This is a genomic window from Polaribacter filamentus (genome assembly GCF_002943715.1).
Classification (GTDB): domain Bacteria; phylum Bacteroidota; class Bacteroidia; order Flavobacteriales; family Flavobacteriaceae; genus Polaribacter; species Polaribacter filamentus.
Genome location: NZ_MQUA01000013.1, coordinates 1,594,529 through 1,619,230 on the forward strand (window position 1 = coordinate 1,594,529; position 24,702 = coordinate 1,619,230).

At 30.6% G+C, this 24,702-nt stretch carries 21 protein-coding genes and 1 pseudogene; 12 read left to right on the forward strand and 10 right to left on the reverse strand.

What is annotated here, in order from left to right:
• Positions 1 to 73: 73 nt before the first annotated feature.
• Genes BST83_RS09605 through BST83_RS09615 form a run of 3 tightly spaced genes read left to right on the forward strand, consistent with a single transcriptional unit; the run spans position 74 to position 4,590 of the window.
• Positions 74 to 1,030, forward strand: a complete 957-nt coding sequence (locus BST83_RS09605; RefSeq protein WP_104809594.1) for a glycosyltransferase family 2 protein — start codon at positions 74 to 76, stop codon at positions 1,028 to 1,030.
• Positions 1,031 to 1,048: 18 nt separating this feature from the next.
• Positions 1,049 to 2,764 (forward strand): phospho-sugar mutase, encoded by a 1,716-nt coding sequence (locus BST83_RS09610; RefSeq protein ID WP_104809595.1) that lies wholly within the window; start codon positions 1,049 to 1,051, stop codon positions 2,762 to 2,764.
• Entirely contained in the window at positions 2,764 to 4,590 is a 1,827-nt protein-coding gene (locus tag BST83_RS09615; protein WP_104809596.1) for an ABC transporter ATP-binding protein, read from the forward strand. The genes BST83_RS09610 and BST83_RS09615 overlap by 1 nt, the downstream gene beginning before the upstream one ends.
• Before the next feature lie 129 nt (positions 4,591 to 4,719).
• Here the strand turns inward: BST83_RS09615 and BST83_RS09620 are convergent.
• The 3 genes and pseudogenes from BST83_RS09620 to BST83_RS09630 all read right to left on the reverse strand — a co-directional run bounded on the left by BST83_RS09620 (position 4,720) and on the right by BST83_RS09630 (position 10,081).
• Positions 4,720 to 8,171: pseudogene (locus BST83_RS09620) on the reverse strand (pyruvate carboxylase).
• A gap of 101 nt (positions 8,172 to 8,272) precedes the next feature.
• On the reverse strand, positions 8,273 to 8,668 hold the full coding sequence (locus BST83_RS09625) for a nuclear transport factor 2 family protein (RefSeq protein ID WP_104809597.1): 396 nt from the start codon (positions 8,666 to 8,668) through the stop codon (positions 8,273 to 8,275).
• Positions 8,669 to 10,081, reverse strand: a complete 1,413-nt coding sequence (locus BST83_RS09630; protein WP_104809598.1) for a CCA tRNA nucleotidyltransferase — start codon at positions 10,079 to 10,081, stop codon at positions 8,669 to 8,671. It lies immediately after the preceding gene.
• Between the two features lie 238 nt (positions 10,082 to 10,319).
• Here BST83_RS09630 and BST83_RS09635 point away from each other — a divergent pair, with 238 nt between their 5' ends.
• Together BST83_RS09635 and BST83_RS09640 are read left to right on the forward strand one after the other, a co-directional pair.
• Positions 10,320 to 11,123, forward strand: coding sequence for an alpha-1,2-fucosyltransferase (locus BST83_RS09635; protein ID WP_104809599.1), 804 nt, complete (start codon positions 10,320 to 10,322; stop codon positions 11,121 to 11,123).
• Positions 11,123 to 11,866 (forward strand): glycosyltransferase family 25 protein, encoded by a 744-nt coding sequence (locus tag BST83_RS09640; protein ID WP_240614711.1) that lies wholly within the window; start codon positions 11,123 to 11,125, stop codon positions 11,864 to 11,866. Before BST83_RS09635 ends, BST83_RS09640 begins: the two co-directional genes overlap by 1 nt.
• Here the strand turns inward: BST83_RS09640 and BST83_RS09645 are convergent.
• Together BST83_RS09645 and BST83_RS09650 are read right to left on the reverse strand one after the other, a co-directional pair.
• Positions 11,863 to 12,618: a glycosyltransferase family 2 protein gene (locus BST83_RS09645; protein WP_104809600.1), complete on the reverse strand. Its 756-nt coding sequence runs from the start codon at positions 12,616 to 12,618 to the stop codon at positions 11,863 to 11,865. The genes BST83_RS09640 and BST83_RS09645 overlap by 4 nt on opposite strands.
• Positions 12,619 to 12,632: 14 nt before the next feature.
• Positions 12,633 to 13,448 (reverse strand): 2,3,4,5-tetrahydropyridine-2,6-dicarboxylate N-succinyltransferase, encoded by an 816-nt coding sequence (locus BST83_RS09650; protein WP_104809601.1) that lies wholly within the window; start codon positions 13,446 to 13,448, stop codon positions 12,633 to 12,635.
• 188 nt (positions 13,449 to 13,636) lie between these two features.
• Between BST83_RS09650 and ruvX the strand changes: the two genes are divergently transcribed.
• The 4 genes from ruvX to mazG all read left to right on the forward strand — a co-directional run bounded on the left by ruvX (position 13,637) and on the right by mazG (position 16,234).
• Positions 13,637 to 14,047: a Holliday junction resolvase RuvX gene (gene ruvX, locus BST83_RS09655; RefSeq protein WP_104809602.1), complete on the forward strand. Its 411-nt coding sequence runs from the start codon at positions 13,637 to 13,639 to the stop codon at positions 14,045 to 14,047.
• Positions 14,048 to 14,188: 141 nt separating this feature from the next.
• Positions 14,189 to 14,779, forward strand: a complete 591-nt coding sequence (def, locus tag BST83_RS09660; protein WP_104809603.1) for a peptide deformylase — start codon at positions 14,189 to 14,191, stop codon at positions 14,777 to 14,779.
• A gap of 139 nt (positions 14,780 to 14,918) precedes the next feature.
• Positions 14,919 to 15,338, forward strand: coding sequence for a DUF5606 family protein (locus BST83_RS09665; RefSeq protein ID WP_104809604.1), 420 nt, complete (start codon positions 14,919 to 14,921; stop codon positions 15,336 to 15,338).
• A gap of 116 nt (positions 15,339 to 15,454) precedes the next feature.
• The gene (gene mazG / locus BST83_RS09670) at positions 15,455 to 16,234 is read left to right on the forward strand and encodes a nucleoside triphosphate pyrophosphohydrolase (RefSeq protein ID WP_104809605.1); all 780 of its coding nucleotides are present in this window, start codon (positions 15,455 to 15,457) and stop codon (positions 16,232 to 16,234) included.
• 112 nt (positions 16,235 to 16,346) lie between these two features.
• Here mazG and BST83_RS09675 read toward each other — a convergent pair whose 3' ends face one another.
• The gene (locus BST83_RS09675) at positions 16,347 to 17,213 is read right to left on the reverse strand and encodes an OmpA/MotB family protein (RefSeq protein ID WP_104809606.1); all 867 of its coding nucleotides are present in this window, start codon (positions 17,211 to 17,213) and stop codon (positions 16,347 to 16,349) included.
• Between the two features lie 47 nt (positions 17,214 to 17,260).
• Positions 17,261 to 19,897: a valine--tRNA ligase gene (locus BST83_RS09680; RefSeq protein ID WP_104809607.1), complete on the reverse strand. Its 2,637-nt coding sequence runs from the start codon at positions 19,895 to 19,897 to the stop codon at positions 17,261 to 17,263.
• Positions 19,898 to 20,020: 123 nt separating this feature from the next.
• Between BST83_RS09680 and BST83_RS09685 the strand changes: the two genes are divergently transcribed.
• Positions 20,021 to 20,431 (forward strand): DUF1573 domain-containing protein, encoded by a 411-nt coding sequence (locus tag BST83_RS09685; protein WP_104809608.1) that lies wholly within the window; start codon positions 20,021 to 20,023, stop codon positions 20,429 to 20,431.
• Positions 20,432 to 20,577: 146 nt separating this feature from the next.
• On the opposite strand, the gene BST83_RS09690 is transcribed toward BST83_RS09685, so the two are convergent.
• Positions 20,578 to 20,757, reverse strand: coding sequence for a hypothetical protein (locus BST83_RS09690; protein ID WP_104809609.1), 180 nt, complete (start codon positions 20,755 to 20,757; stop codon positions 20,578 to 20,580).
• 359 nt (positions 20,758 to 21,116) lie between these two features.
• Between BST83_RS09690 and BST83_RS09695 the strand changes: the two genes are divergently transcribed.
• Positions 21,117 to 22,307 (forward strand): pyridoxal phosphate-dependent aminotransferase, encoded by a 1,191-nt coding sequence (locus tag BST83_RS09695; protein ID WP_104809610.1) that lies wholly within the window; start codon positions 21,117 to 21,119, stop codon positions 22,305 to 22,307.
• A 70-nt stretch (positions 22,308 to 22,377) separates the two neighbouring features.
• Positions 22,378 to 23,391 (forward strand): UDP-N-acetylmuramate dehydrogenase, encoded by a 1,014-nt coding sequence (murB, locus tag BST83_RS09700; protein ID WP_302849483.1) that lies wholly within the window; start codon positions 22,378 to 22,380, stop codon positions 23,389 to 23,391.
• Positions 23,392 to 23,451: 60 nt separating this feature from the next.
• Here the strand turns inward: murB and BST83_RS09705 are convergent, their stop codons facing one another.
• Complete coding sequence (locus BST83_RS09705; RefSeq protein ID WP_104809611.1) at positions 23,452 to 24,123, reverse strand: SCO family protein; 672 nt, start codon at positions 24,121 to 24,123, stop codon at positions 23,452 to 23,454.
• The gene (locus BST83_RS09710) at positions 24,092 to 24,697 is read right to left on the reverse strand and encodes a toxin-antitoxin system YwqK family antitoxin (protein ID WP_240614712.1); all 606 of its coding nucleotides are present in this window, start codon (positions 24,695 to 24,697) and stop codon (positions 24,092 to 24,094) included. The genes BST83_RS09705 and BST83_RS09710 overlap by 32 nt, the downstream gene beginning before the upstream one ends.
• Positions 24,698 to 24,702: the final 5 nt, after the last annotated feature.

The following is a 24,702-nucleotide window of genomic DNA, read 5'->3' on the forward strand; positions in this document are numbered from 1 at the left end:
TACAAGTTAAACTTTCAAAGTTTTATTAAAGCCTTAACTTTGAATTTTAAATTTCAAACCTTGAATTAAACATATGGATATCTCGGTAGTAATACCACTTCTTAATGAAGTTGAATCTTTACAAGAATTACACGATTGGATTGCAAAAGTTATGCAATCCAATCGTTATTTGTATGAAATTATTTTTATTGATGATGGCAGCACAGACAATTCTTGGAATGTAATAGCTCAATTATCAGCAAAAAACAATGCTGTAAAAGGAATTCGTTTTCAAAAAAATTACGGAAAAAGTCAGGCTTTGGATGCTGGTTTTGAACTAGCTCAAGGAAATGTGGTGATTACGATGGATGCGGATTTACAAGACAATCCAGAAGAAATTCCAGATTTATACAACTTAATTATTGAAGAAAATTTTGATTTAATTTCTGGATGGAAAAAGAAACGGTATGACAATGTTTTTACCAAAAATATCCCTTCAAAATTATTTAATGCAGCAGCAAGAAAAACATCAGGACTAAAACTACACGATTTTAACTGCGGATTAAAAGCCTACAAAAACGAAGTTATAAAGACCATAAAAGTAAGCGGAGAAATGCACAGATACATTCCGGTTTTAGCTAAAAATGAGGGTTTTACAAAAATTGGTGAACAAATTGTACAGCATCAAGCAAGAAAATACGGAGAAACTAAATTTGGAATCAATCGTTTTGTAAACGGATTTCTAGACTTAATTACCATTTCATTTTTGTCAAAATTTGGCAAAAGACCTATGCACTTTTTTGGACTTTGGGGAACATTTATGTTTTTATTCGGTACAACATCGGCATTTTATATTGGCGCATATAAATTGTATAAAATTTATAATGGCGCCAAAACTATTTTAGTTACTGATAATCCTTGGTTCTTTATTGCACTGACATCAATGATTTTAGGAACTTTACTTTTTTTAGCTGGTTTTATAGGTGAACTCATCATAAAAACAAAAAGCGACGAAAAACACTATACAATTAAAGAAAAACTCAATTTCTAAATACTATATTTGCACTCTATGAAAGATATTTTAGACAAAGCGAAACAGTGGTTGAGCGCAACTTTTGATGCTGAAACTCAAACAGAAATTCAAAATCTTATCGATAATAATCCAGGTGATTTAGCAGATAGATTCTACAAAGACATGGAATTTGGAACTGGTGGAATGCGTGGAGTAATGGGTGCAGGAACCAATAGAATTAATAAATATACGTTAGGTAGAGCCACCCAAGGCTTGTCTAATTATCTAATAGAGAACATAAAAAAAGAACAATTAAAGGTTGTAATTGCATACGATTGTAGACATAATAGTAAAAGATTCGCTAAAATTGTTGCGGATGTATTTTCAGCAAATAATATAAAAGTATTTCTTTTTGAAGATTTACGCGCAACTCCAGAATTGTCTTTTGCAGTTCGTCATTTGGGATGTGATGCCGGTATTGTTTTAACCGCCTCTCACAATCCACCAGAATATAATGGTTATAAGGTTTATTGGGCTGATGGTGGACAAATTGTACCTCCAAATGATAGTGGAATTATTGGAAACGTAAATGCGTTGGATTTTTCTGAAATAAAATTCAGTGCAAATGAAAATTTAATTGAAATCATTGGCAAAGAAGTTGACGAAGATTTTATTGAAGCATCCGTAAAAAAAGGTTCTTTATCTGATAAAATTAATAGAGATAATTTAAAAATTGTTTTTACATCTTTACATGGAACTTCTATTGTTTCTGTGCCAGAGACTCTAGCAAGAGCAGGGTATACAGATGTACATATTGTTGAAGAACAAAGAGTTCCTAATGGTGATTTCCCTACTGTGAAATCACCAAATCCAGAAGAACCTGAAGCTTTAGCGATGGCAACAGCTTTGGCTAATAAAATTGGTGCTGATATTGTGATTGGTACGGATCCTGATTGTGATCGATTAGGGGTTGCCGTGAGAGATCTTGATGGAAACATGAAGTTATTAAACGGAAATCAAACTATGGTTGTTATGACCAATTTCTTGATTAAAAAATGGAATGACGAAGGGAAACTTAATGGCAAACAATTTGTAGGTTCAACCATTGTCTCTACAGAATTAGTAAATGATGTTGCTGCAAATTATAATGTTGAAACCAAAGTTGGATTAACTGGTTTTAAATGGATTGCAAAAATGGTAAGAGATTTTCCTGAACTTGATTTTATTGGCGGTGGCGAAGAAAGTTTTGGTTATATGGTTGGTGATTTTGTTCGTGATAAAGATGCCGTTACCGCTACTTTATTAGCCTGTGAAATTGCTGCGTATGCAAAACAACATGGAAGTTCTTTTTATGAAGAATTATTAAACATTTATGTTAAAAATAGTTTTTACAAAGAACATTTAATCGCAATTACTAAAAAAGGAATGGATGGAGCCGCAGAAATTCAGCAAATGTTAAGTGAAATGCGAAACAATCCATTAACTGAAATTGATGGTGAAAAAGTAGAATCACTTTTTGATTATGAAGGTTCTACTAAGAAAAACATTATTACAGGTGAAGTTACAAAAATAGATTTACCAAAATCGAATGTGTTGATTTATCAAACGGCAAACGGAACAAGAATCGCAGCAAGACCGAGTGGAACGGAACCTAAAGTTAAATTCTATTTTAGTGTAAAAACACCTTTAGATGCTATAGAAGAGGCAAAAACTGTGGAAACTAAATTGGATGCTAAGATTCAAAGAATTATTAAAGAAATGAAATTGAATTAATGGGTTATTTTAAGGACATATTAAAATACGAGAAGAAATATAGAAAATTCACCCTTCTAAATATTCTCTTCAATATTTTCTATGCTATTTTTAATGTCTTATCTGTTTTAGCTTTTATACCTGTTTTAAACATCTTATTTGCTACAGAAAAAAAAGAAATCTCCAAACCGATTTATGAGGATATAACGAATATTGGCAGCTTTCTCGAAAATAGTTTTAATTATTTTATTTCTCAAAAAATCATAAATGACGGAGAAATTAATGTCTTATTTTTTATTTGCTTGTTGTCACTTTCATTGTTCTTTTTTAAAAATCTATTTAGATACTTAGCTTCATATGTCATTACTTTTTTAAGAACGGGCATTGTAAAGGATTTGCGTGATAAGCTCTATCATAAAATTGTAGAACTTCCAATTTCCTACTTTACAGAAAAGAGAAAAGGTGATATAATTGCACGGATGACTTCGGATGTGCAAGAAGTAGAAAACTCTATTTTAACTTCTATAGAAACCATTGTTAGAGAACCTTTAACAGTAATTATTTCGATAACTATTATGCTTTTTATGAGTTTAAAGTTAACGCTGTTTGTTTTTATTTTACTGCCTGTTTCAGGATTTATTATTTCATCCATCAGTAAAAAATTAAAAGCAAACTCGGCTAAAGCACAAAAAGAGACCGGTAACTTTTTATCCTTTATAGAAGAAACATTAACAGGTTTACGAATTATTAAAAGTTTTAATGCTGAAAGTGTAATTGCGAAAAAATTTAATAACTCTACTCAAAACTTTAGAAAATTGATGACCAGCGTTTTTCATAGACAAACCTTGGCATCACCCATGAGCGAATTTTTAGGTTCTGCAACAATTATTGCGATACTTTGGTATGGCGGAGCCGAAGTTATAAATAAAACTAGCACTTTAGATTCTAGTAAGTTTTTAGGTTATATTCTTTTATTTTACACTGTTTTAAACCCTATTAAATTAATCACTACTACATTTTATAATATCCAAAAAGGAGAAGCTTCTGCAGCAAGAATTATGACTGTTTTAAATACTGAAAACAGTATTATTGACAAACCTAATGCAATTATAAAGGAGAGTCTTGAAAATAAAATTGAATTTAAAAATATTTCATTTAAGTATAAAAATGAGTACGTTTTAAAAGATTTCTCGCTAACCATCAATAAAGGCCAAACTGTTGCTTTGGTTGGTCAATCTGGTAGTGGTAAATCTACATTGGCAAACCTTATTACTCGTTTTTATGACGTTAATAAAGGAGAGGTTTTGATTGATGGAGAAAATATTAAAGACATCACTAAAAAATCGTTGAGAGATCTAATGGGAATCGTTTCTCAAGATTCCATATTATTCAACGATACTATTGCAAATAACATTAAGCTAGGCGCTCAAAACGCGAATGATACCGCTATTTTAGAAGCGGCTAAAATTGCAAATGCGGATGAATTTATTCAAAATTTACCTCAAAAATATAATACGAATATTGGTGACAGCGGAAATACTCTTTCTGGAGGACAAAAACAACGTTTGTCTATTGCTAGAGCTGTTTTAAAAAATCCGCCAATTATGATTTTAGATGAAGCAACCTCTGCTTTAGACACAGAGTCTGAACAATTAGTGCAAGTTGCTCTAGAAAAAATGATGCAAAACAGAACATCGTTAGTAATTGCTCACAGACTTTCTACGATTCAAAAAGCGGATATTATTGTAGTTATGAAAAAAGGAAAAATAGTTGAACAAGGAAAACACGAAGAATTACTTGCCAAAAAAGGCGAGTATTTTAAACTGGTTTCCATGCAATCTTTTTAATTGGATCATTCTAGTTTTAAACTATAAATAGAACTTAAAAAGCTTCAAATAATCGGTATGATTTTTTGAAGCTTTTTAATTACTTAGAAGCGATATAAATTAATTAGTAACAAATTTAAGTTATCAAAACTATTTCAATTCAATAATTAAATCATCAGAATTCACCATTGACCCCGCCTCTAAAATTACTTTTTTTATAGTTGCATTTTCAGTTGCTGTAATCGTAGTTTCCATTTTCATCGCTTCAATAATAAATAATGGTTGATTTTTAACTACATTTTCTCCCGTTTTTACAAAAATAGTTGATAACATTCCTTGTAAAGGCGCTCCTATTTGAGTTGCATCCTTTTTATCTACTTTTGTGTTTTTTATGGTAACTACTTTTATTGTTTCATCTTTAACTTCCACTATTCTTCCTTGTCCGTTTACTTTAAAATAGACAATTACCATTCCTTCAGAATTTGGTTTTCCAATAGAATCTAAGGTAATTAACAATGTTTTACCTCTATCAATTTCAACTGTAATCTCCTCACCTCTTTCCATTCCAAAGAAGAAATTCTTAGTAGGAAGATTCGTTAAATTATCATATTTTAAATGCTTATTATAGGCATCTGTAAATACTTTTGGATACAATTTATAGGATAGAAAATCAGTGAAATCAATATTTCTACCTAAATCATTTTCAAATATTTTTCTAAAATCTGCATATTCTTTATCAAAATCTGTTGGAGGAATATGTGCATTTGGTCTATCTGTAAAAGGTTTCTGATCTTTTAAAATAAGCTTTTGCAATTCCTTTGGAAATCCGTTTACCGGTTGTCCTAACTCGCCTTTAAAGAAACTAACTACAGATTGCGGGAAAGAAATTGCATCTCCTTTTTCTAATACATCAGTAATCGATAGATTATTGCTTACCAAGTATTGCGCCATATCACCTACCACTTTAGAACTTGGCGTAACTTTTACAATATTTCCAAATAGGGTGTTTACCTCTGCATACATTTTTGTGATTTCATGAAAACGATTTTCTAGTCCTAGAGCTTGTGCTTGGGGTTTTAAATTCGAATATTGTCCTCCAGGAATTTCATGCTGAAAAACTTCTCCAGAACCCGATTTTAAACCAGATTCAAAAGGATAATAATATTCTCTTACCGTTTCCCAATAATTAGAATATTCGTTTAAAGAATTGATATTAATAGGATTTTCTCGCTCATTAAACTTCATCATTTCTACAATAGAATTGAAATTTGGTTGCGATGTTAAACCAGATAATCCACCCAAAGCAACATCAACAACATCAACACCAGCTTCAATCGCTTTTAAATACGTTGCGGCTTGAATTGATGAAGTATCATGGGTATGTAAATGAATAGGAATCTTTAATTCTGATTTTAAAGCGGTAACCAATTCCGACGCTGCATAAGGCTTTAACAAACCTGCCATATCTTTAATTCCTAAAATATGTGCACCAGAATTTTCAATTTCTTTTGCTAAATTTATATAGTATTTTAAGTTATATTTTGTGTTTTTTACATCCAAAATATCACCTGTATAACAAATTGAGCCTTCTGCCAAACCTTGCGTTTTTGTTCTAACGTGTTCTATACAAGGCGCAATAGATTTCATCCAGTTCAAAGAATCAAAAACCCTGAATAGATCAACGCCATTTTCCCAAGATTTTTCTACAAATTTACCAATTACATTATCAGAATACGCGGTATAACCAACTCCATTAGATCCTCTAATTAACATTTGTAACAACATATTTGGCATCTTTTCTCGCAACATCTGCAAACGTTCCCAAGGGTTTTCTTGCAAATAACGCAAGCAAACATCAAAAGTTGCGCCCCCCAAACTTCCATACTAAATATATCTGAGTGATTTTTCGCATATCCTTCAGCTACTTTTAACATATCAAAAGTCCGCATTCTTGTCGCCAATAAACTTTGATGCGCATCACGCATTGTAGTATCTGTGTAATGAATTTTCTTTTCATTCAATAACCATTGAGAAAATTTATCTGGGCCTAATTCGGTTAATAAATCTTTAGTTCCTTTTGGATACGCTGCATTAGCGTCAAATTTCGGAATTCTTGGTTTTATAAATGTTTTAGTTCTATCTATTTTTTTAATATCAGGATTGCCATTTACAGTAATATCTGCCAAATAGGTAATTACCTTATTTGCTCTGTTTCTTGGTGCTTTAAAAATAAATAAATCAGGATTTGATTTGATGAAATTTACGGTAATTGCTCCTTTTTTAAAGGTATCGTGCTTTAAAATATTATCTAAAAAAGGCATATTTGTTTTTACACCTCGAATTCTAAACTCCCTTAAAGCCCTTCTTATTTTTCTTGATGCGCCATCTAAAGTTCTACTATTTGCAGTAACTTTTACCAACATAGAATCAAAAAACGGAGAAATTGTAACTCCCTGATATACACTGCCCGCATCTAAACGAATTCCAAAACCAGAAGCACTTCTGTAGGTAGAAATAGTACCAAAATCTGGCTTAAAATCATTTTGAGGATCTTCTGTAGTAATTCTACATTGCAACGCAAAGCCTGTAATTTTAATGGATTTTTGATTCGCAATTTTTATTTGTTGATCAGATAATTTATATCCTCCTGCAATAAATAATTGTGTTTTTACCAAATCAATATTGGTAACAACCTCTGTAACCGTGTGCTCTACTTGTATTCTAGGATTTACTTCAATAAAATAAATGGAGTCATCATCATCAACCAGAAACTCAACGGTACCAATATTATTATATTTTACAGCCTTACAAATTTTTATTGCATAGTTGTATAAAGCGTCTTTTATTTCTTGTTTTAAACCAAAAGAAGGCGCAAATTCTATAACTTTTTGATAGCGACGTTGCACAGAACAATCCCTTTCATATAAATGAACCGTATTCCCAAAATTATCAGCAACAATTTGTACTTCTATATGTTTGGGGTTTTCCACAAATTTTTCTAAAAAAACAGTATCATCACCAAAAGCATTTAAAGCTTCTCTTTTACTTTCTGGATACGCTTTTTTTAATTCTTCTTCTTCTCTAATAACACGCATACCTCTTCCTCCGCCGCCAGAAGCAGCTTTTAGCATTAAAGGATAGCCAATTTTTTTAGCTTCAGAAAGTGCTATTTTTATATTTTCTAAAGGTTTTACATTACTTTTTATAATAGGGATATCGTTCTCAATCGCTACTTTTTTAGCGGCAATTTTATCACCAAGTGACTTTAAAACAGCTACTTTAGGACCTACAAAAATGATGTTATTTTCTTTACATTTCTGAGCAAACTCAGCATTTTCAGATAAGAAACCATAACCAGGATGAATCGCATCCACATTATTCTCTAAAGCAACTTTTATAATGGCATTACTATCTAAGTAAGGTTTTAGAGGTTGATTGTCTTCGCCAATTTGATACGATTCATCGGCTTTGTATCGATGTAAAGAATACCTGTCTTCGTAGGTGAAAATACCTACCGTTTTTAAACCAATTTCTGAACAAGCTCTAAATATCCGAATTGCAATTTCTCCTCTATTTGCTACAAGTACCTTTTTAATTTTCATATTCTTTTTATACATTTAATTAGCGAATGTTCGCAATAAATATACAAAACGCAATCTAAAAAATTGTTTTATTAGTCGAAAAAGTTTGAAAAAAAAGTTTGCTATTTTTTCTTCTGATATTTAATAAGTAGTTCACCCATATTCTGATGAATTAAATTCACCGCTTTCAAGGGCCTTAACATCACTTTAAAACTAGTTATTTTTCCTTCATCATTCCAAGAAATCATATCAATGCCGTTAATGAGAATTCCATCAATTACAACTTCAAATTCTAACAAGGTTTCAGAATCATTTACAACTTCTCTAACATATTTAAAAGTATCATTAAAAAACACAAGAAAAGCTACTGACAAATACATGAAAGTCAATTTTTTTCCTATTTGTGGCGCATGCACAACGGGTGAATGGAACACCACATCATCCGCTAAAATCTCTAATAATTTTGCTTTATCTTGATTAAAAATTACTTCGTGCCAAGTTGCTAAATTTGTATTCATTTAGGATTGTTTTAAGCCTAAAGATAACCCTTTTTCAATCATAAACTGATACGAAGCTTCATATTCATTTGGTATTTTACCATCCAAAATAGCTTCTTTTATAGCTTCTTTAATTTGACCAATTTCTCTACAAGGCTTTAAATTAAAAGCTTCCATAATTTCTTCGCCAGTTATAGGAGGTTGAAAATTACGCACTTGATCTCTTTCTTCAACTTCTTTGATTTTAGTTCTAACAAGCTCAAAATTGTGATGATAACGTTTAAATTTCTTCGGATTTTTAGTCGTAATATCCGCTTCGCACAAAGTCATTAAAGAGTTAATATCATCGCCTGCATCAAAAACCAAACGTCTTATGGCAGCATCTGTAACTTCGGTTGCTAAAACAATTGGACGTGAACTTAAGAGCACCATTTTCTGAACAAATTTCATTTTGTTATTCAATGGCATTTTTAATCTTTTAAATAATTTATAAACCATTTTTGAGCCAACAAATTCATGCGCATGAAACGTCCAACCAACTGTTTTGCTGAATTTTTTTGTAGGTGCTTTACCAATATCATGCAATAAAGCCGCCCAACGCAACCAAACATCATTGGTGTTTTCTGCAATATTATCTACAACTTCTAGCGTGTGATAAAAATTATCCTTATGCTTCTGACCTTCCACCTCTTCAACTCCTTTTAAGGCAACTAATTCAGGAAGAATTTGTGGTAATAATCCTGTTTCTTCTAAAAGTAAAAAACCTACGGATGGTTTTGCTGATGACATTATTTTATTTAATTCATCAACAATTCGTTCTCTTGTAATTATTTTAAGTCTGTCAGCATTTTTACTAATAGATGAAAGTGATTCGGTTTCAATTTCAAAATGTAACTGCGTTGCAAAACGAATTGCCCGCATCATTCTTAAAGGATCATCAGAATAAGTAATATCCGGGTTTAAAGGGGTTCTGATCGTCTTATTTTCTAAATCTTCCATTCCGTTAAAAGGATCTAGTAATTCACCAAAATTCTCTTCATTTAAACTTAACGCTAGTGCATTTATAGTAAAATCTCTTCTATTTTGATCGTCTTGTAAAGTTCCTTCAGAAACTTCAGGGTTTCTACTTTCTTCAGAATAGGATTCTTTTCTAGCGCCCACAAACTCAATCTCCACGTCGTTATAACGTAGCATTGCCGTGCCGTATGTTTTAAAAATCTGTACCTTTGGTTTATTGGGTAATAAACTTGCAACTTTTTCGGCTAAATCTATTCCGCTTCCAATAGCAACAACATCAATATCTTTTGCGGTTCCTCTTTTCAAGAAATAATCGCGCACAAAACCACCAATTACATAACTTTCTATTTCAATTTGCTGTGATGCTTTAGATATTACACTAAAGATTTCTGATGAAATTGCTTCTATATACTTCATATTTCTACTTGTCACTACTTCAAAAATTATTAATCTTTAAAACTGAATTGGTTTAATTTGATATAAAAAAGGTATTCAAGTTTTAAATATTTATACACTTTAGAATTCTTGGGTATTATATATTCTTGTTTTCAAGAAAAAAACAAATTTATTGTTTTCTGTACTTTTAATCATCAATTGATAAAAGAAAATTGCAATAACATTTGTATTTTTGTTTGACCTCATAAATAAAATTTAAATGATTGTAGTTAGAATTATTGGCGGACTTGGAAATCAAATGTTTCAATACGCCTATGCAAAAAGCTTACAACAAAGAGGTTACAAAGTAATAATTGATGTCTCTAAATCTAAAAAATACAAATTACATGGAGGTTATCAATTAGATAAATTTAAAATTGATTTAGAAATTTCTACTAAACTTTCAAATTTTAAATCAAAATTAGGTTTAACAAAAGTCGTTAAAGAGAAAAGTTTATTGTTTAATGAGCAGTATCTAAATAGAACCAAGAACGAATATGTAAAAGGATATTTTCAAACAGAGAAATATTTTACAGAAATAAGAACCATTTTATTGGCACAGTTTATAATTAAAGACAAACTTTCTAATTCTACAAAAGGTTATTCAGAAGAAATAAATTTAAAAGAAAACTCCTGTTCTTTGCATGTTAGACGAGGAGATTACATTTCAAACAGAAAAACAAATAGCATTCATGGAACTTGTGGATTACATTATTACTGTGAAGCTGTTAAATTGATGATTGAGAATCATAATAACACCCATTTTTATATTTTTTCTGATGATATTCCTTGGGCAAAAGAGAATATTAAACCAGAAAATGTAACCTACATAGAGCACACAACCGTGCCACATGAAGATATGCTTTTAATGAGTTTATGTAAACACAATATTACAGCAAATAGCAGTTTTTCTTGGTGGGGAGCTTGGTTAAACAAAAATGAAAATAAAACTGTAATTGCGCCAAAAATATGGTTTCTTGAAAAAGACAACGAGATTGCTTGCGAAAGCTGGATAAAAATATAATGTTATATAAATTCTACTTTATAAATTTAGATAAAAGCACTGAACGACGTGAATTTATGGAAGATCAATTTAAAAAATTGAATATTCCGATTACACGAATTACAGCAACTTATGGTAGAGAGTTAGGGTCTGGTTTCTTAAAAAAGGAAAAACAAAAACATAATATCTTAGCGCATTTTCCATTACCAAATGACGGTGAAATTGGTATTTGTTTAACGCATTTTAAATTGTGGAAATTCCTGTCAAATCAGCCTGAAGATTTCTCAATAGTTTTAGAAGATGATGCATTTCTTCATGACGATTTTTTAAAAGATTTAGAGCAGCTTTTATCAGAAATAACTACAAACGATTTTCTAGATATTTCTGGTAAAAAAGGATTTTATTCTTTAGAGAAAAGTAAATTAATCAAAAAATTTTTAATGCCTCCGGTTTTAATGATTGGTCAAATTATTGGCAAAAATGCTGCTAAAAAATTATCCAATAATTTGAGTGATTATTATGCACCGATTGATGTAATGAAACAAGATGTTTACAAACACAAAGTCCCTTTATACTCTACAAATAAACAATATGTTGTTAGTATTGACAAAAAAATGGGAGGAAGTACCATTCAGCAAAACAATATGGTTATCTGGAAAAAAGCAGTAAGAGAAATCATTCGTCCTTTTTGGCAAATAATTGCCCTTTTCACTTATAAACTAAACCGATGTGTAAGAAACTATGCGTTCTACAACAATAACTAGTTTTCTTTAATTCCTTTATTTAACATCCACAATTTAATATACCTCGTTAAAACGCCATATGCTTGAGTTTTGGCTACTAAAAAACCAGTAAATCCGTCTAAAAAACCAAGACGAATTATATAGTGAATAAAAAAACGAGCAGGCGGTTTTATCAGTACATGGTAGATATTTACTTTATCACCTCTTTTATGCAACTCTATTGCTCTAATTGCTGCGTAATGATTCATTTTAGAAATATAATGATCATAATTTCTGTATGAAAAATGGTCTATTTTATTTTTAAAAAATCCTAATTTTCCTTTTGTAATAATTTTTTCATGAACAAGCCCACTATATCTGCAATGCTCTTTTAAAAACAAACGAATTACTTTATCTCTTTGAAAACCGCTGTAATCAACACGTTTTTTACAAAAATAGAATGTTCTTCTAATGTAAAAACCTACATTGCCATTTGGGTTTTTAATAGCTTCAAAAACTTCTCCTCTAACTTCTAGCGTTACTCTTTCATCAGCATCTAAAATATAAATCCAAGGATGTTTTGCTTGATCAATTGCAAAGTTTTTTTGAGAAGAAAAATCATCAAACTTTCGTTTGATGATTTTTACATTATATTTTTCTGCTAAAGTTACGGTATCATCAGTACTAAAGGAATCTATTACAATAATTTCATCAGCAAAACTAACAGATTTAATAGCTTCTTCGATATGAATTTCTTCATTTAAAGTAGGAATAATTGCAGTAATCTTTGTCATAGCTTTTTCAAATCTTAAACGGCAACATCGTATTCACGTAAGGCATCATTTAAAGAAGTTTTTTTGTTGGTACTTTCTTTTCTTTTTCCGATAATTAATGCACACGGCACATTGTATTCTCCTGATGGAAATTTCTTAGTATAACTCCCTGGTATTACTACAGATCTTGCAGGAACCACGCCTTTCATTTCAACAGGTACATCACCAGTAACATCAATAATTTTAGTACTCATGGTTAGCACAACATTCGCGCCTAAAACAGCTTCTTTCTCTACTCTTACTCCTTCTACAACAATACATCTAGAACCTATAAAAGCGCCATCTTCAATAATAACCGGTGCAGCTTGTAAGGGTTCTAGAACACCACCAATGCCTACGCCTCCAGATAAATGTACATTTTTACCAATTTGCGCACAAGAACCAACTGTAGCCCACGTATCAACCATGGTGCCTTCATCTACATACGCCCCAATATTTACATAACTTGGCATTAAAATAGTTCCGGGTGCAATATAAGCGCCATGTCTTGCAACTGCATTTGGCACTACTCTAATTCCTCTTTCTGCAAAGTTTCTTTTTAACGGAATTTTATCATGATATTCAAAAATACCAGCTTCTAAAGTTTCCATTTTCTGAATTGGAAAATACAACACGACTGCTTTTTTAACCCATTCATTAACTTGCCATCCACCATCAATTGGTTGTGCAACTCTAAGTTCTCCTTTATCTAATAAATCAACTACTTTTCTAATCGTATCAATCGTGTTTTGTTCTTGCAATAATTCACGATTTTCCCAAGCTGATTCTATAATTTTCCTAATTTTTTCCATCTTAATAAATTCATTTTTGCAAATATAAATTTATCTGCAAAAACTAAGAGCGAAGATACATTTTTTAAACACATATCCATCCTTTGTTTAAAATACAAAACACCTTTTCTATTAACTTCTTGATAATATCATCATTAATTAATTGTATTAAAAGTATAAACTATATTTTTGCAGAAATAGTATACAACTTGGGAAGAATTTTAGCAATTGATTTTGGAAAGAAAAGAACAGGAATTGCAGTTACAGACGAATTGCAAATTATTGCTTCTGGTTTAACAACGGTAAATACAGATGAAATTTTTGTGTTTTTAAAAGAATATATTTCTAAAGAAAAAGTAGATCTTTTTATCGTTGGAAAACCAAAACAGATGAATAATACGGATAGTGAAAGTGAAGCTTTGATATTACCTTTTCTAGAAAAATTATCCAAAGAAATACCACAAATTGAAGTTAAAAGAGTGGATGAACGTTTTACTTCTAAAATAGCTTTTCAAACAATGATTGATGGCGGTTTGAAAAAAAATCAACGAAAAAATAAAGCGTTGGTTGATGAAATTAGCGCCACAATTATTTTACAATCCTATTTGTATAATAAATAGTTAACCTGTTATTAATCTGTAATTATTGAATCGTTTAAGTGTTAAAACTGTTCAAAAAATTAAACCAATTAAAATTCGTAATTCAAAGTTTGGTAATTCGAAATTCTAAATTGTACTTTTGCACTCATTAAAAAATTAAAAATGATATTACCAATTATCGCTTATGGAGATCCTGTTCTCAGAAAAGTGGGAACAAAAATAGATAAAGAATATTCAGAATTAGCAACATTAATTGCCAACATGAAAGAAACCATGTACAATGCATCTGGTGTTGGTTTGGCTGCTCCTCAAATAGGGCTTGCAATTCGTTTGTTTATTATTGACGCTTCTCCTTTTGCAGAAGATGAAGATTTAGATGACGAAGATAGAGCAACTTTAAAAACATTTAATCGTGTTTTTATAAATGCAAAAATCATCAAAGAAGAAGGTGAAGAATGGACGTTTAATGAAGGTTGTTTAAGCATTCCTGATGTTCGCGAGGACGTATCTCGTCAGCCAAAAATAACAATTGAATATCAAGATGAAGATTTTAAAACGCACACAGAAGTTTTAGAAGGATTAGCCGCTCGAGTTTTTCAGCATGAATATGATCATATTGAAGGAATTTTATTTACAGATAAACTTTCAACGCTTAAAAAAAGATTGTTAAAAAAGAGGCTTGAAAATATTTCTAAAGGAAAGATTAACGCGGATTATAGAATGAATTTTCCAAATTTAAAAAAAGGTAAATAATTAAAATAAAGTCTGTTTAAAAAGTACTTCAATCAAAAATAATTTGATTATAAATTGTAAACAAACTTCATAAAAACATCAATTTTCAATTTAAAATAACTTTTCGATAGAGATCGAGAAGAAAAACAATATAAAATATATGGAATTTAATAAAATCATTTCTGTTAACGGTAAACCAGGTTTATACCAAGTGGTTTCACAATCTAAAAATGCAATTATCGTAGAATCTTTAACAGACAAAAAACGTTTGGCAATCAACTCTACGCAAAATGTTAGTTTGCTAGAAAATATTGCAATTTACACCTATGAAGAAGATGTGCCATTGTTAACTATTTTTAAATCTATGTATACAAAAACGGAAGGAAAAGAAGCGATTTCCCATAAAGAAAGTGGCAACAAATTAGCCGCATTTTTTGCCGAGGTTTTACCAAATTATGATGTGGAAAGGGTATATTCTTCTAACATTAAAAAAGTAATTCAGTGGTTTAATTTATTAGTAGTTTCAGGAATGGATTTTTCTAAAGTAGAAGCTCCCGCCAAAGAAACTGAGAAAGAGTAAATAGTTTTTAGTTTTTAGTTTTTAGTTTTTAGTGAAAATAAAAAATCGACGACGAAAAAAATTTTCACTAAACAAACTTGAAACTTTGCAACTCTAAATATTTTTAAATTAATAAAATGAACTCAAGAACAGAACAGCTAGCTGCTTTTAATCGTTTGTTAGATATTATGGATGAACTTCGTGAGAAGTGTCCTTGGGATAAAAAACAAACTTTAGAAAGCTTGCGCCATTTAACGATTGAAGAAACGTATGAATTGGCAGATGCTATTCTTGACGATGACTTGCAAGAAATAAAAAATGAGCTCGGCGATGTTCTGTTGCACATTGTTTTTTATGCAAAAATTGGAAGTGAAAAACAAGCTTTTGATATCGGCGATGTTGCAAATGCTATTTCTGATAAATTGATTCATAGACACCCTCATATTTATGGCGATGTTATTGTTGAAAATGAAGAAGATGTAAAACGAAATTGGGAACAATTAAAACTAAAAGAAGGTAAAAATTCTGTTTTAGAAGGTGTTCCCAAAAGTTTACCGGCAGTTGTAAAGGCTAGTAGAATTCAAGAAAAAGTTGCAGGAGTTGGTTTTGACTGGGAAAATCCAGCACAAGTTTGGGAAAAAGTACAAGAAGAACTCTCTGAACTAAACGAAGAAGTTAAAGCTGGAAACCAAGAAAACACCGAAAAAGAGTTTGGTGATGTTTTATTTTCGATCATTAATTACGCACGTTTTATTGGCGTAAATCCAGAAAATGCTTTAGAAAAAACCAATAAAAAATTTATTAATCGTTTTCAATATTTAGAAAAAGAAACTAAAAAAGAAGGAAAAGAACTTTCTAATATGACCCTTGATGAAATGGACGTATATTGGGAAAAATCGAAAGAGTTTTTTAAATAAATACATTAAAACAATTTGTTTTTTTTTGAAAATTAAAAAAATCCTTCAAGTTTTTAAACTTGAAGGATTTTTTAATTGAACTATTTATGGTTTTAAATCACTCTTTATTGACTTAGTCTTTTATTTTATCTTCTGCAATCAACGCAAAGAATTTATCTAAATTCGGTAAAATTATAATTTTAGTTCTTCTGTTTTTAGCTCTATTTTCATTGGATGTATTAGGCATCAAAGGCATTGTACTCCCTCTACCAGCGGCAATTAACCTACTACCATCTACCTTGTGTTTACCTTCTAAAATTCTAACAATTGCAGTGGCTCTTTTTGCACTTAACTCCCAATTATCTTGCACATCTTCATTATTAATTGATTGAGAATCTGTATGACCTTCAATCATAACATCCATACTTGGTTCTAATTTAAGAAGGTTCGCCAATCTTTCAAGAAAAGGATACGCACCACTTTTAACTCTAAAACTTGCTGTGTTAAATAATAATTTATCAGAAATAGAAATCATAACCACCGTTTGTTCTATCTTGATATTAATATCATCAGTCCCATTTAAGTCTGATGAATTCATTTTATTTTTTAAGTTATAAGAAATAGCTATGTTTAAGGAGTCTTTTAAAGTTTTTGCTGTAGCCAAAATTACAGGATCTACTTTAGATAAAGTTTCTCTCATACTTTTTCTTGTCTTATTAGAAATAACTGCTGTTTTACCAACCATATCTAATTTTACATCATTTTCGTCTTGCAACTTATCGTTATCAATTTTTAAAGAATTAATTTTCTCATAATAATTAGCAACCCTTTGTTCAATATTTGCAAATTTAGCTTCTAGCTCTTCTTTTTCGATGGTTGTTTTTTGAAGAGTCCCTTTAACATTTGTAATCTGATTTTCTAAAGCAACATACTTTTTTTTAGAAACACATGATGTTGCTACTAAAATTAATGCTAAAATGGGGATAATTGTTTTTTTCATTACTACTGTTTTTGGATAATAATTATTTTTGACTACTATTTATAAAATTATTTTAGCGAGTTTAAACTACTTTTAATAGTTTCGATTTTCGCAACCGTATCTGCTTCTTTTTTGCGTTCTAAAGTAATTACTTCTTCGGGCGCATTTGCCACAAAACGTTCGTTTGATAATTTTTTTGAAATTCCGAATAAGAAACCTTCTGCTCTTTTTAATTCGCCTTCTAGTTTTTCAATTTCAGCCTCCAAATCGATATTTTCAGCAGAAATTGGCACAAAATATTCATTCGATTTCACTCTAAATGAGGCACCTTCTACTTTTTCTGAAACCGTTTTTATTGCGGATGCATTTGTTAATTTCTGAATAACAGCATCAAATTCTTTGGTGTTTTTTTCATTATCAACTACAAATAATTCAACAGCATCTTTAAAAGAAATATTTTTATCTTTTCTGATGGTTCTAATTCCTGAAACTACCGAAGTTGCAAATTCAAAATCAGTAATAATTTCTGAATTAAATTTGGTTTGAACTGGATATTTTGCAATAACTAAGGCTTCATCCGAAGTTCTTTCTGCAATATGTTGCCAAATTTCTTCGGTTAAAAATGGCATAAACGGATGCAATATTTTTAGATTATTCTCTAAAACTTCAATAATTCCGTTAAATGTCTTTTGATCAATTGGTTGCTGATATTCCGGTTTTACAATCTCTAATAACCACGAAGAAAAATCATCCGTAATTAATTTATAAATTGCCATTAAAGCATCCGACAAACGATATTTAGAAAAATGATCTTCTGTTTCTACCAATGTTTTTTGAAACTTAGCTTCATACCAGGCCAAGCCAATTTTAGATGTTTCTGGTTGCTCTAAAGTTGCATCAATTTCCCAACCTTTTATCAAACGGAAAGCATTCCAAATTTTGTTTGCAAATCCTTTTCCTTGCTGACATAAATCTTCATCAAACATTAAATCGTTTCCTGCCGCAGAACTTAATAAAAGTCCAACTCTTACACCATCTGCGCCATAATCATCAATTAATTTTAGTGCATCAGGAGAATTCCCTAAAGATTTAGACATTTTTCGTCTTTGTTTATCTCTAACTAAGCCCGTTAAATACACATTCTGAAAAGGTTTTTCGTCTTTATATTCATAACCAGCAATAATCATTCTTGCCACCCAGAAAAATAAAATATCTGGACCAGTAACTAAATCGTTTGTTGGGTAATAGTATTTAATTTCTTCGTTTTCAGGATTACGAATTCCGTCAAAAACATTCATTGGCCATAACCAAGCCGAAAACCAAGTATCAACCACATCCGTTTCTTGTCTTAAGTTGGAAGCTAATAATGATTTGTTACCTGATTTTTCTTTTGCAAGCTCTATAGCTTCTTCAGCATTCTCTGCTACTACAAAATCTTCTTTTCCATCCCCGTAGAAAAATGCCGGAATTTGTTGTCCCCACATTAACTGACGAGAAATATTCCAATCGCGAATATTTTCCATCCAATGGCGATAGGTATTTTCGAATTTCTTCGGATATAAATTGATTTCAGAATTTTCGCCTAAAACTGCTTCAATTGCAGGTTTTACCAAATCTTCCATCTTTAAAAACCATTGATCAGACAGTCTAGGTTCTATAACTGCTTTTGTTCTTTCTGAGGTTCCTACTTTATTTGTGTGAACTTCCGTTTTTACTAAAAAGCCCTTTTCTTCTAATTCTTCTGTAATTTCTTTACGAACAACAAATCTGTCTTTTCCTTGATAATGCAATCCGAAGGAATTTAAAGACGCATCATCATTAAAAATATCGATTACTTCTAAATTGTGCTTTTCTCCTAAATTCTTATCATTTTCATCATGTGCAGGCGTCACTTTTAAACAACCTGTACCAAATTCAACATCAACATATTCATCCTCAATAATAGGAATAACTCGGTTGCATAAAGGCACAATTGCTTTCTTGCCTTTTAAATGTCTAAAACGTTCATCATTAGGGTTGATGCAAATTGCAGTATCTCCAAAAATAGTTTCAGGACGTGTTGTAGCAATCGTTAAAGTATCATGAGAACCTTCAATTTTATATTCTAAATAGTATAAACTTCCTTGTCTTTCTTCATGAATTACTTCTTCATCAGAAAGGGTGGTTTTTGCCTCTGGATCCCAGTTTACCATTCTGTAACCTCTGTAAATTAAACCTTTGTTGTATAAATCAACAAAAACTTTAATTACAGATTCAGACATTTCTGGATCCATGGTAAACGCAGTTCGCTCCCAATCGCAAGAAGCTCCTAGCTTTTTTAATTGGTCTAAGATGATTCCTCCATATTGATCTTTCCAATCAAAAGCATGTTTTAGAAATTCCTCCCGCGTTAAATCGCTTTTATTAATTCCTTGTTCTTTTAACTTAGCAACTACTTTTGCCTCAGTTGCAATAGATGCGTGATCTGTGCCTGGAACCCAACAAGCATTTTTACCCAATAAACGCGCTCGTCTTATTAACACATCTTGAATTGTGTTGTTTAACATGTGGCCCATGTGTAAAATTCCTGTTACGTTTGGCGGCGGAATTACAATTGTATACGGCTCTCTATCATCTGGCGTGGAATGAAAATAATTGTTTTTCATCCAATACGCATACCATTTGTCTTCTACCTGGCTTGCATCATATTTTGATGGAATTGTCATACTTTGGAATAATTTTTAAAATATAGTCGACAAAAATACAATTATCTATTTTGTAGAGAAAATGATTGAATGATTTTTTAAAACAAAAAATAAGTTATAATTTTACATTATAAATATCTAATTATGAAAAGCTTTACTTCTATTTTGATTCTATTTTTACTTTCATTCTCTATAAACGCGCAAGAATTTAAATTTGAAAGCGAAACGATTGATTATGGAAAAATTGATAAAGGAGCTAATGGTGAAAGAATTTTTACTTTTTCAAATATTGGAGATCAGCCAATTATTATAAAAAACATACAATCTTCTTGTGGCTGTACAGTTCCTAAAAAACCAGAAAAACCAGTTATGCCAGGCGAAAAAGGTGAAATAAAAGTTTCATACGACACTAACAGAGTTGGTGGATTTTCTAAATCTATCACTATTTTCTCAAACGCTACAGAAGCAGCGAAAGTGATTAGAATAAAAGGAATTGTAAATAATGGTGTTTCTTTAGAAAAAGAAAAAAGTATGCTTTCTGATTCTCAAAATTAGATTATACTTTTTTTTTCTAAACGAAATTCAAATTTTAATATTTCACCATTTCTATCTACCGTAATTTTTATTTTCTTGCGATCCTTTTCTTAAAATTTTAGCGTGATTTCATTTAAGTTTAACTTATGAGCAGGCTTATTATTAATCTATAGGATAATATCACTTTTTAACAAACCTACTTTTTCTGCTGGTGAATTTTTTAAAAACCTTTTTATTAAAAAAGAAGGAGTAAATTTATACGAATAATTTGTAGTTAAATTCACCGCATATGTACTACCTAACTCACTATTATAAATATCTTTAGAGGCTTTTTTGTTTGTAACCAATTGTTTCCCATTAGGATTGTCCTGGTCACGCCGGAATCTAAAATAAAAGATAATTCTTTACCATATTAGATTTATAGGAATTACAATTAAATTATTAATCAACTCAAAACGAATACTTTCATGTTTTGTGCTTTAATTTTTAAAACGAATACTGTTTTGTGCTTTAAAATTCAAAGAAAAAATAAATATTGCAATTATAAATACTGTAAATATTCTTTTCAAAGGAAAAATTAAAGTCCAAATTAAGATATTGATTTTATCATTTTTAATAAAATTTAACATTTAAAGAAATCTGAATTAAAATGCTCATCTAAAATATATTTCGCAAATTTGCATCTTTAATCAAGTAATACATTATTATGCCAGCAATATCGAAAAAAGGAATACAAATGCCAGAATCGCCAATTAGAAAATTGGTTCCATATGCAGAAGATGCAAAAAAGAGAGGAATAAAAGTATTTCATTTAAATATTGGGCAACCAGATATTAAAACACCACAAGTTGCTCTAGATGCGGTAAAAAACAATACGATAGAAACATTAGCATATGCGCGTTCTGAGGGTTCTGAAGAATACAGAGCTAAACTTGCAAATTATTATATAGATAACAATATCAATGTTTCTGCAAATAATATAGTAATTACAACTGGTGGTTCTGAAGCCCTACTTTTTACTATTGGAAGTATTACAGATCCAGGTGATGAAATTATAATCCCTGAGCCATTTTACGCAAATTACAACGGATTTTCAACTGCTTCTGGAGTTACTGTAGTTCCCGTAATTTCTACAATTGAAAATAATTTTGCATTGCCAAAAATTGAAGATTTTGAAAAACTCATCACAAAAAAAACGAAGGCAATTTTAATTTGTAATCCGGGAAATCCGACAGGATATTTATATTCTAAAGAAGAAATTGAAAAGCTAAAGCAAATTGTTTTAAAACACGATTTATTTTTAATTGCTGATGAAGTTTATAGAGAATTCACCTACGACGGTTTACAACATACTTCTGTAATGTCTTTAGAAGGATTAGAACAAAATGCTATTGTAATTGACTCTGTTTCTAAACGTTACAGTATGTGTGGTGCAAGAATTGGTTGTATTGTTTCTAAAAATGACACCTTTATAAAAACGGCTATTAAATTTGCACAAGCAAGATTAAGCCCGCCAACGTATGCCTTAATTGCTAGTGAAGCTGCTTTAGATACGCCAAAAAGTTATTTTGAAGAAGTAAAAGCAGAATATGTAGAGAGAAGAAATACCCTAATTGCAGAATTAGAAAAAATAGAAGGTGTAAAAGTTGCAACCCCAAAAGGTGCTTTTTATTGTGTTGTACAATTACCAGTAAAAGATACTGATGTTTTTGCACAATGGTTGTTAGAAGATTTTAATAATAATGACGAAACTATAATGGTTGCGCCCGCAAGCGGATTCTACTCTACTCCTGGTGAAGGTAAAAACCAAGTAAGAATTGCTTACGTTTTACACAAAAAAGACTTAATTAGGTCTGTAGAAATTTTAAAATTTGCGCTAGATAAATATAACTCATAAATGTAAATGTCCGTTGGAGTGCAGTCAAAAGTTTTTAAATTCTTTCAAAGGCACTAAAACTTACAAATTTATTACCGTGAACATTCAAGAAAACATATCACTAAAGAATTATAACACGTTTGGTATTTCTGTATATGCCAAACGTTTTATTTCTGTCGATTCCGTTTACCAATTACAACAACTTTTAAAAATTGAAAAAGATATTTTTCTAATTTCTGGCGGAAGCAATATGCTGCTCACAAAAGACATTGAAAATTTAGTACTACATATAAATATTAAAGGGGTTTCTATTGATAGAGAAGACGATAATACGGTTTATATTACTGTAAATGCAGGTGAAAATTGGCACGAATTTGTGGTATGGTGTGTTTCTAATAATTTTGGAGGAATAGAAAACTTATCTTTAATTCCTGGAAACGTGGGTACCTGTCCCATTCAAAATATTGGCGCTTACGGAGTTGAAGTAAAAGATACAATTACTATGGTTGAAGCCATAGAAATTGAATCCCAAAGGTTAGTTTCCTTTTCAAATGATGAATGTAATTTTGGATATAGAAACTCCATCTTTAAGAATGAGGTAAAGGGGAAATACATTATTACCTCTGTTAGTTTTAAATTGACAAAAAATAAGCATCAATTAAATACTTTTTATGGTGCAATTGAAACCGAATTAACATCCAAAGAAATAAAAAAACCAACTTTAAAAAATATTTCTGATGCAGTAATTGCTATCAGAAAATCGAAACTTCCAGATCCAAAGGAAATAGGAAATAGTGGTAGTTTTTTTAAAAATCCGGTGGTTTCTATAACTCAGTTTTTAGAAATTCAGAAAGAATACCCAACCGTTCCAAGTTATTTAGTTTCTGATACTGAAATAAAAATTCCTGCAGGATGGTTAATAGAACAAGCAGGCTTTAAAGGTAAACGTTTTGGAAATTATGGTGTACATGAAAAACAAGCGTTGGTTTTGGTAAATTATGGAAATGCAACAGGTATTGAAATTTATCAGCTTGCTAAAAAAATCCAGAATACCATCCTCCGAAAATTTAGTGTTGTTTTAGAAATTGAAGTGAATGTGTTTTAAATGAAAACATCAAAAGACATTTTGACAATATTCAAACTCATTTGACAAATTTGATAAGAGCTATTCTTTTTTAAGTGTTTTAATGTCTGCAATTAATTGCATTACTGAGTTTTTATTTAAACCATTATAAATACCTCTAATGTGTTTATTTTTATCAACTAAAACGAAGTTTTCTGTATGTAAAAAATCATCCAATCCTTTTGGTTCTCCTAAATCTTCTTCAACAAAATAAAATTTTCTACCTAAATCATAAATTTCTTTTTTATCACCGGTAACCAAATGCCAATTATTGAGCACTCCTTTATCCAAAGCATATTTTTTTAGTTGCGCAACAGAATCTATAGTCGGTGTAACAGAATGTGAAAGCATTAAAACGTCATTATCATCCTTAAATTCCTCCTGCACCAAAGTCATGTTTTTGGTCATCATTGGGCAAATCCCGGGACAAGTTGTAAAAAAAAAATCAGTAACATACATCTTATCTTCAAATGTTTTTTGAGTGATGTTTTCTCCATCCTGATTTGTTAAACTAAAATCAGTAATTTTATGAAATGTTTTTAATTGATCACTTTTAGCATCGATCCATTTGGGTGTAAAAGAAGCTTCATTATAATAAGGAAGCACATCTACTCTACTCGTAGCCTCATCCCTTTTAGCTTTTTTACAACTTAAAAAAAGTAAAACTCCAATGAGTAAAATGCTATTTTGTTTTATTCTCTTCAACTTTCTCATTTTTTAATTGATAACATAAATTTGCACGACTCATGCCAAATTTTCTCCCGTTTTTAGCTTCGTAATTCACATAAATTTTTCCGTTTTGCAACCAAGCTCTTTGCAAACCATTTTCTTGACCATCTAATAAATTTCTTTCTTTAGATAAACTACCATTTGCATACCACTGACGCTCAATACCTTGTTTTTCACCATTTATATAACGAGACTCTAAAGCTAAAATTCCGTTTAGCCACCAAGCTTTATAACTATCTACAAGCACATTTTGATTGTAGTGTGTTTCTAATTTTAGTACTCCGTTTTCAAACCAAACTTTATACGCACCTTTCTTTTTTCCATTAAAAAAGCCAGTCTTTTCTTGTAAAGAATCGTTTTTATAATATTTTACAGCAAAGCCATTATAAAGTTTCTTTTTAAAATACCAATTGCCTTCATTACCGTTTAAAATCAAACTATCTTTATGGACAATCATGGTATGATCAACTACTTTTGTTTCTAAATAATTACAAATAGAATCTTTATTTTTGGATGTAGAATTACATCCAAAAATAAAAATTAATAAAAATAACTTCATTACGT

Coding starts and splice junctions, on each gene's coding strand:
- BST83_RS09605 (WP_104809594.1), top strand. CDS start 74: ATGGATATCTCGGTAGTAATACCACTTCTTAATGAAGTTGAATCTTTA.
- BST83_RS09610 (WP_104809595.1), top strand. CDS start 1,049: ATGAAAGATATTTTAGACAAAGCGAAACAGTGGTTGAGCGCAACTTTT.
- BST83_RS09615 (WP_104809596.1), top strand. CDS start 2,764: ATGGGTTATTTTAAGGACATATTAAAATACGAGAAGAAATATAGAAAA.
- BST83_RS09625 (WP_104809597.1), bottom strand. CDS start 8,668: ATGAATACAAATTTAGCAACTTGGCACGAAGTAATTTTTAATCAAGAT.
- BST83_RS09630 (WP_104809598.1), bottom strand. CDS start 10,081: ATGAAGTATATAGAAGCAATTTCATCAGAAATCTTTAGTGTAATATCT.
- BST83_RS09635 (WP_104809599.1), top strand. CDS start 10,320: ATGATTGTAGTTAGAATTATTGGCGGACTTGGAAATCAAATGTTTCAA.
- BST83_RS09640 (WP_240614711.1), top strand. CDS start 11,123: ATGTTATATAAATTCTACTTTATAAATTTAGATAAAAGCACTGAACGA.
- BST83_RS09645 (WP_104809600.1), bottom strand. CDS start 12,618: ATGACAAAGATTACTGCAATTATTCCTACTTTAAATGAAGAAATTCAT.
- BST83_RS09650 (WP_104809601.1), bottom strand. CDS start 13,448: ATGGAAAAAATTAGGAAAATTATAGAATCAGCTTGGGAAAATCGTGAA.
- def (WP_104809603.1), top strand. CDS start 14,189: ATGATATTACCAATTATCGCTTATGGAGATCCTGTTCTCAGAAAAGTG.
- BST83_RS09665 (WP_104809604.1), top strand. CDS start 14,919: ATGGAATTTAATAAAATCATTTCTGTTAACGGTAAACCAGGTTTATAC.
- mazG (WP_104809605.1), top strand. CDS start 15,455: ATGAACTCAAGAACAGAACAGCTAGCTGCTTTTAATCGTTTGTTAGAT.
- BST83_RS09675 (WP_104809606.1), bottom strand. CDS start 17,213: ATGAAAAAAACAATTATCCCCATTTTAGCATTAATTTTAGTAGCAACA.
- BST83_RS09680 (WP_104809607.1), bottom strand. CDS start 19,897: ATGACAATTCCATCAAAATATGATGCAAGCCAGGTAGAAGACAAATGG.
- BST83_RS09685 (WP_104809608.1), top strand. CDS start 20,021: ATGAAAAGCTTTACTTCTATTTTGATTCTATTTTTACTTTCATTCTCT.
- BST83_RS09695 (WP_104809610.1), top strand. CDS start 21,117: ATGCCAGCAATATCGAAAAAAGGAATACAAATGCCAGAATCGCCAATT.
- BST83_RS09705 (WP_104809611.1), bottom strand. CDS start 24,123: ATGAGAAAGTTGAAGAGAATAAAACAAAATAGCATTTTACTCATTGGA.
- BST83_RS09710 (WP_240614712.1), bottom strand. CDS start 24,697: ATGAAGTTATTTTTATTAATTTTTATTTTTGGATGTAATTCTACATCC.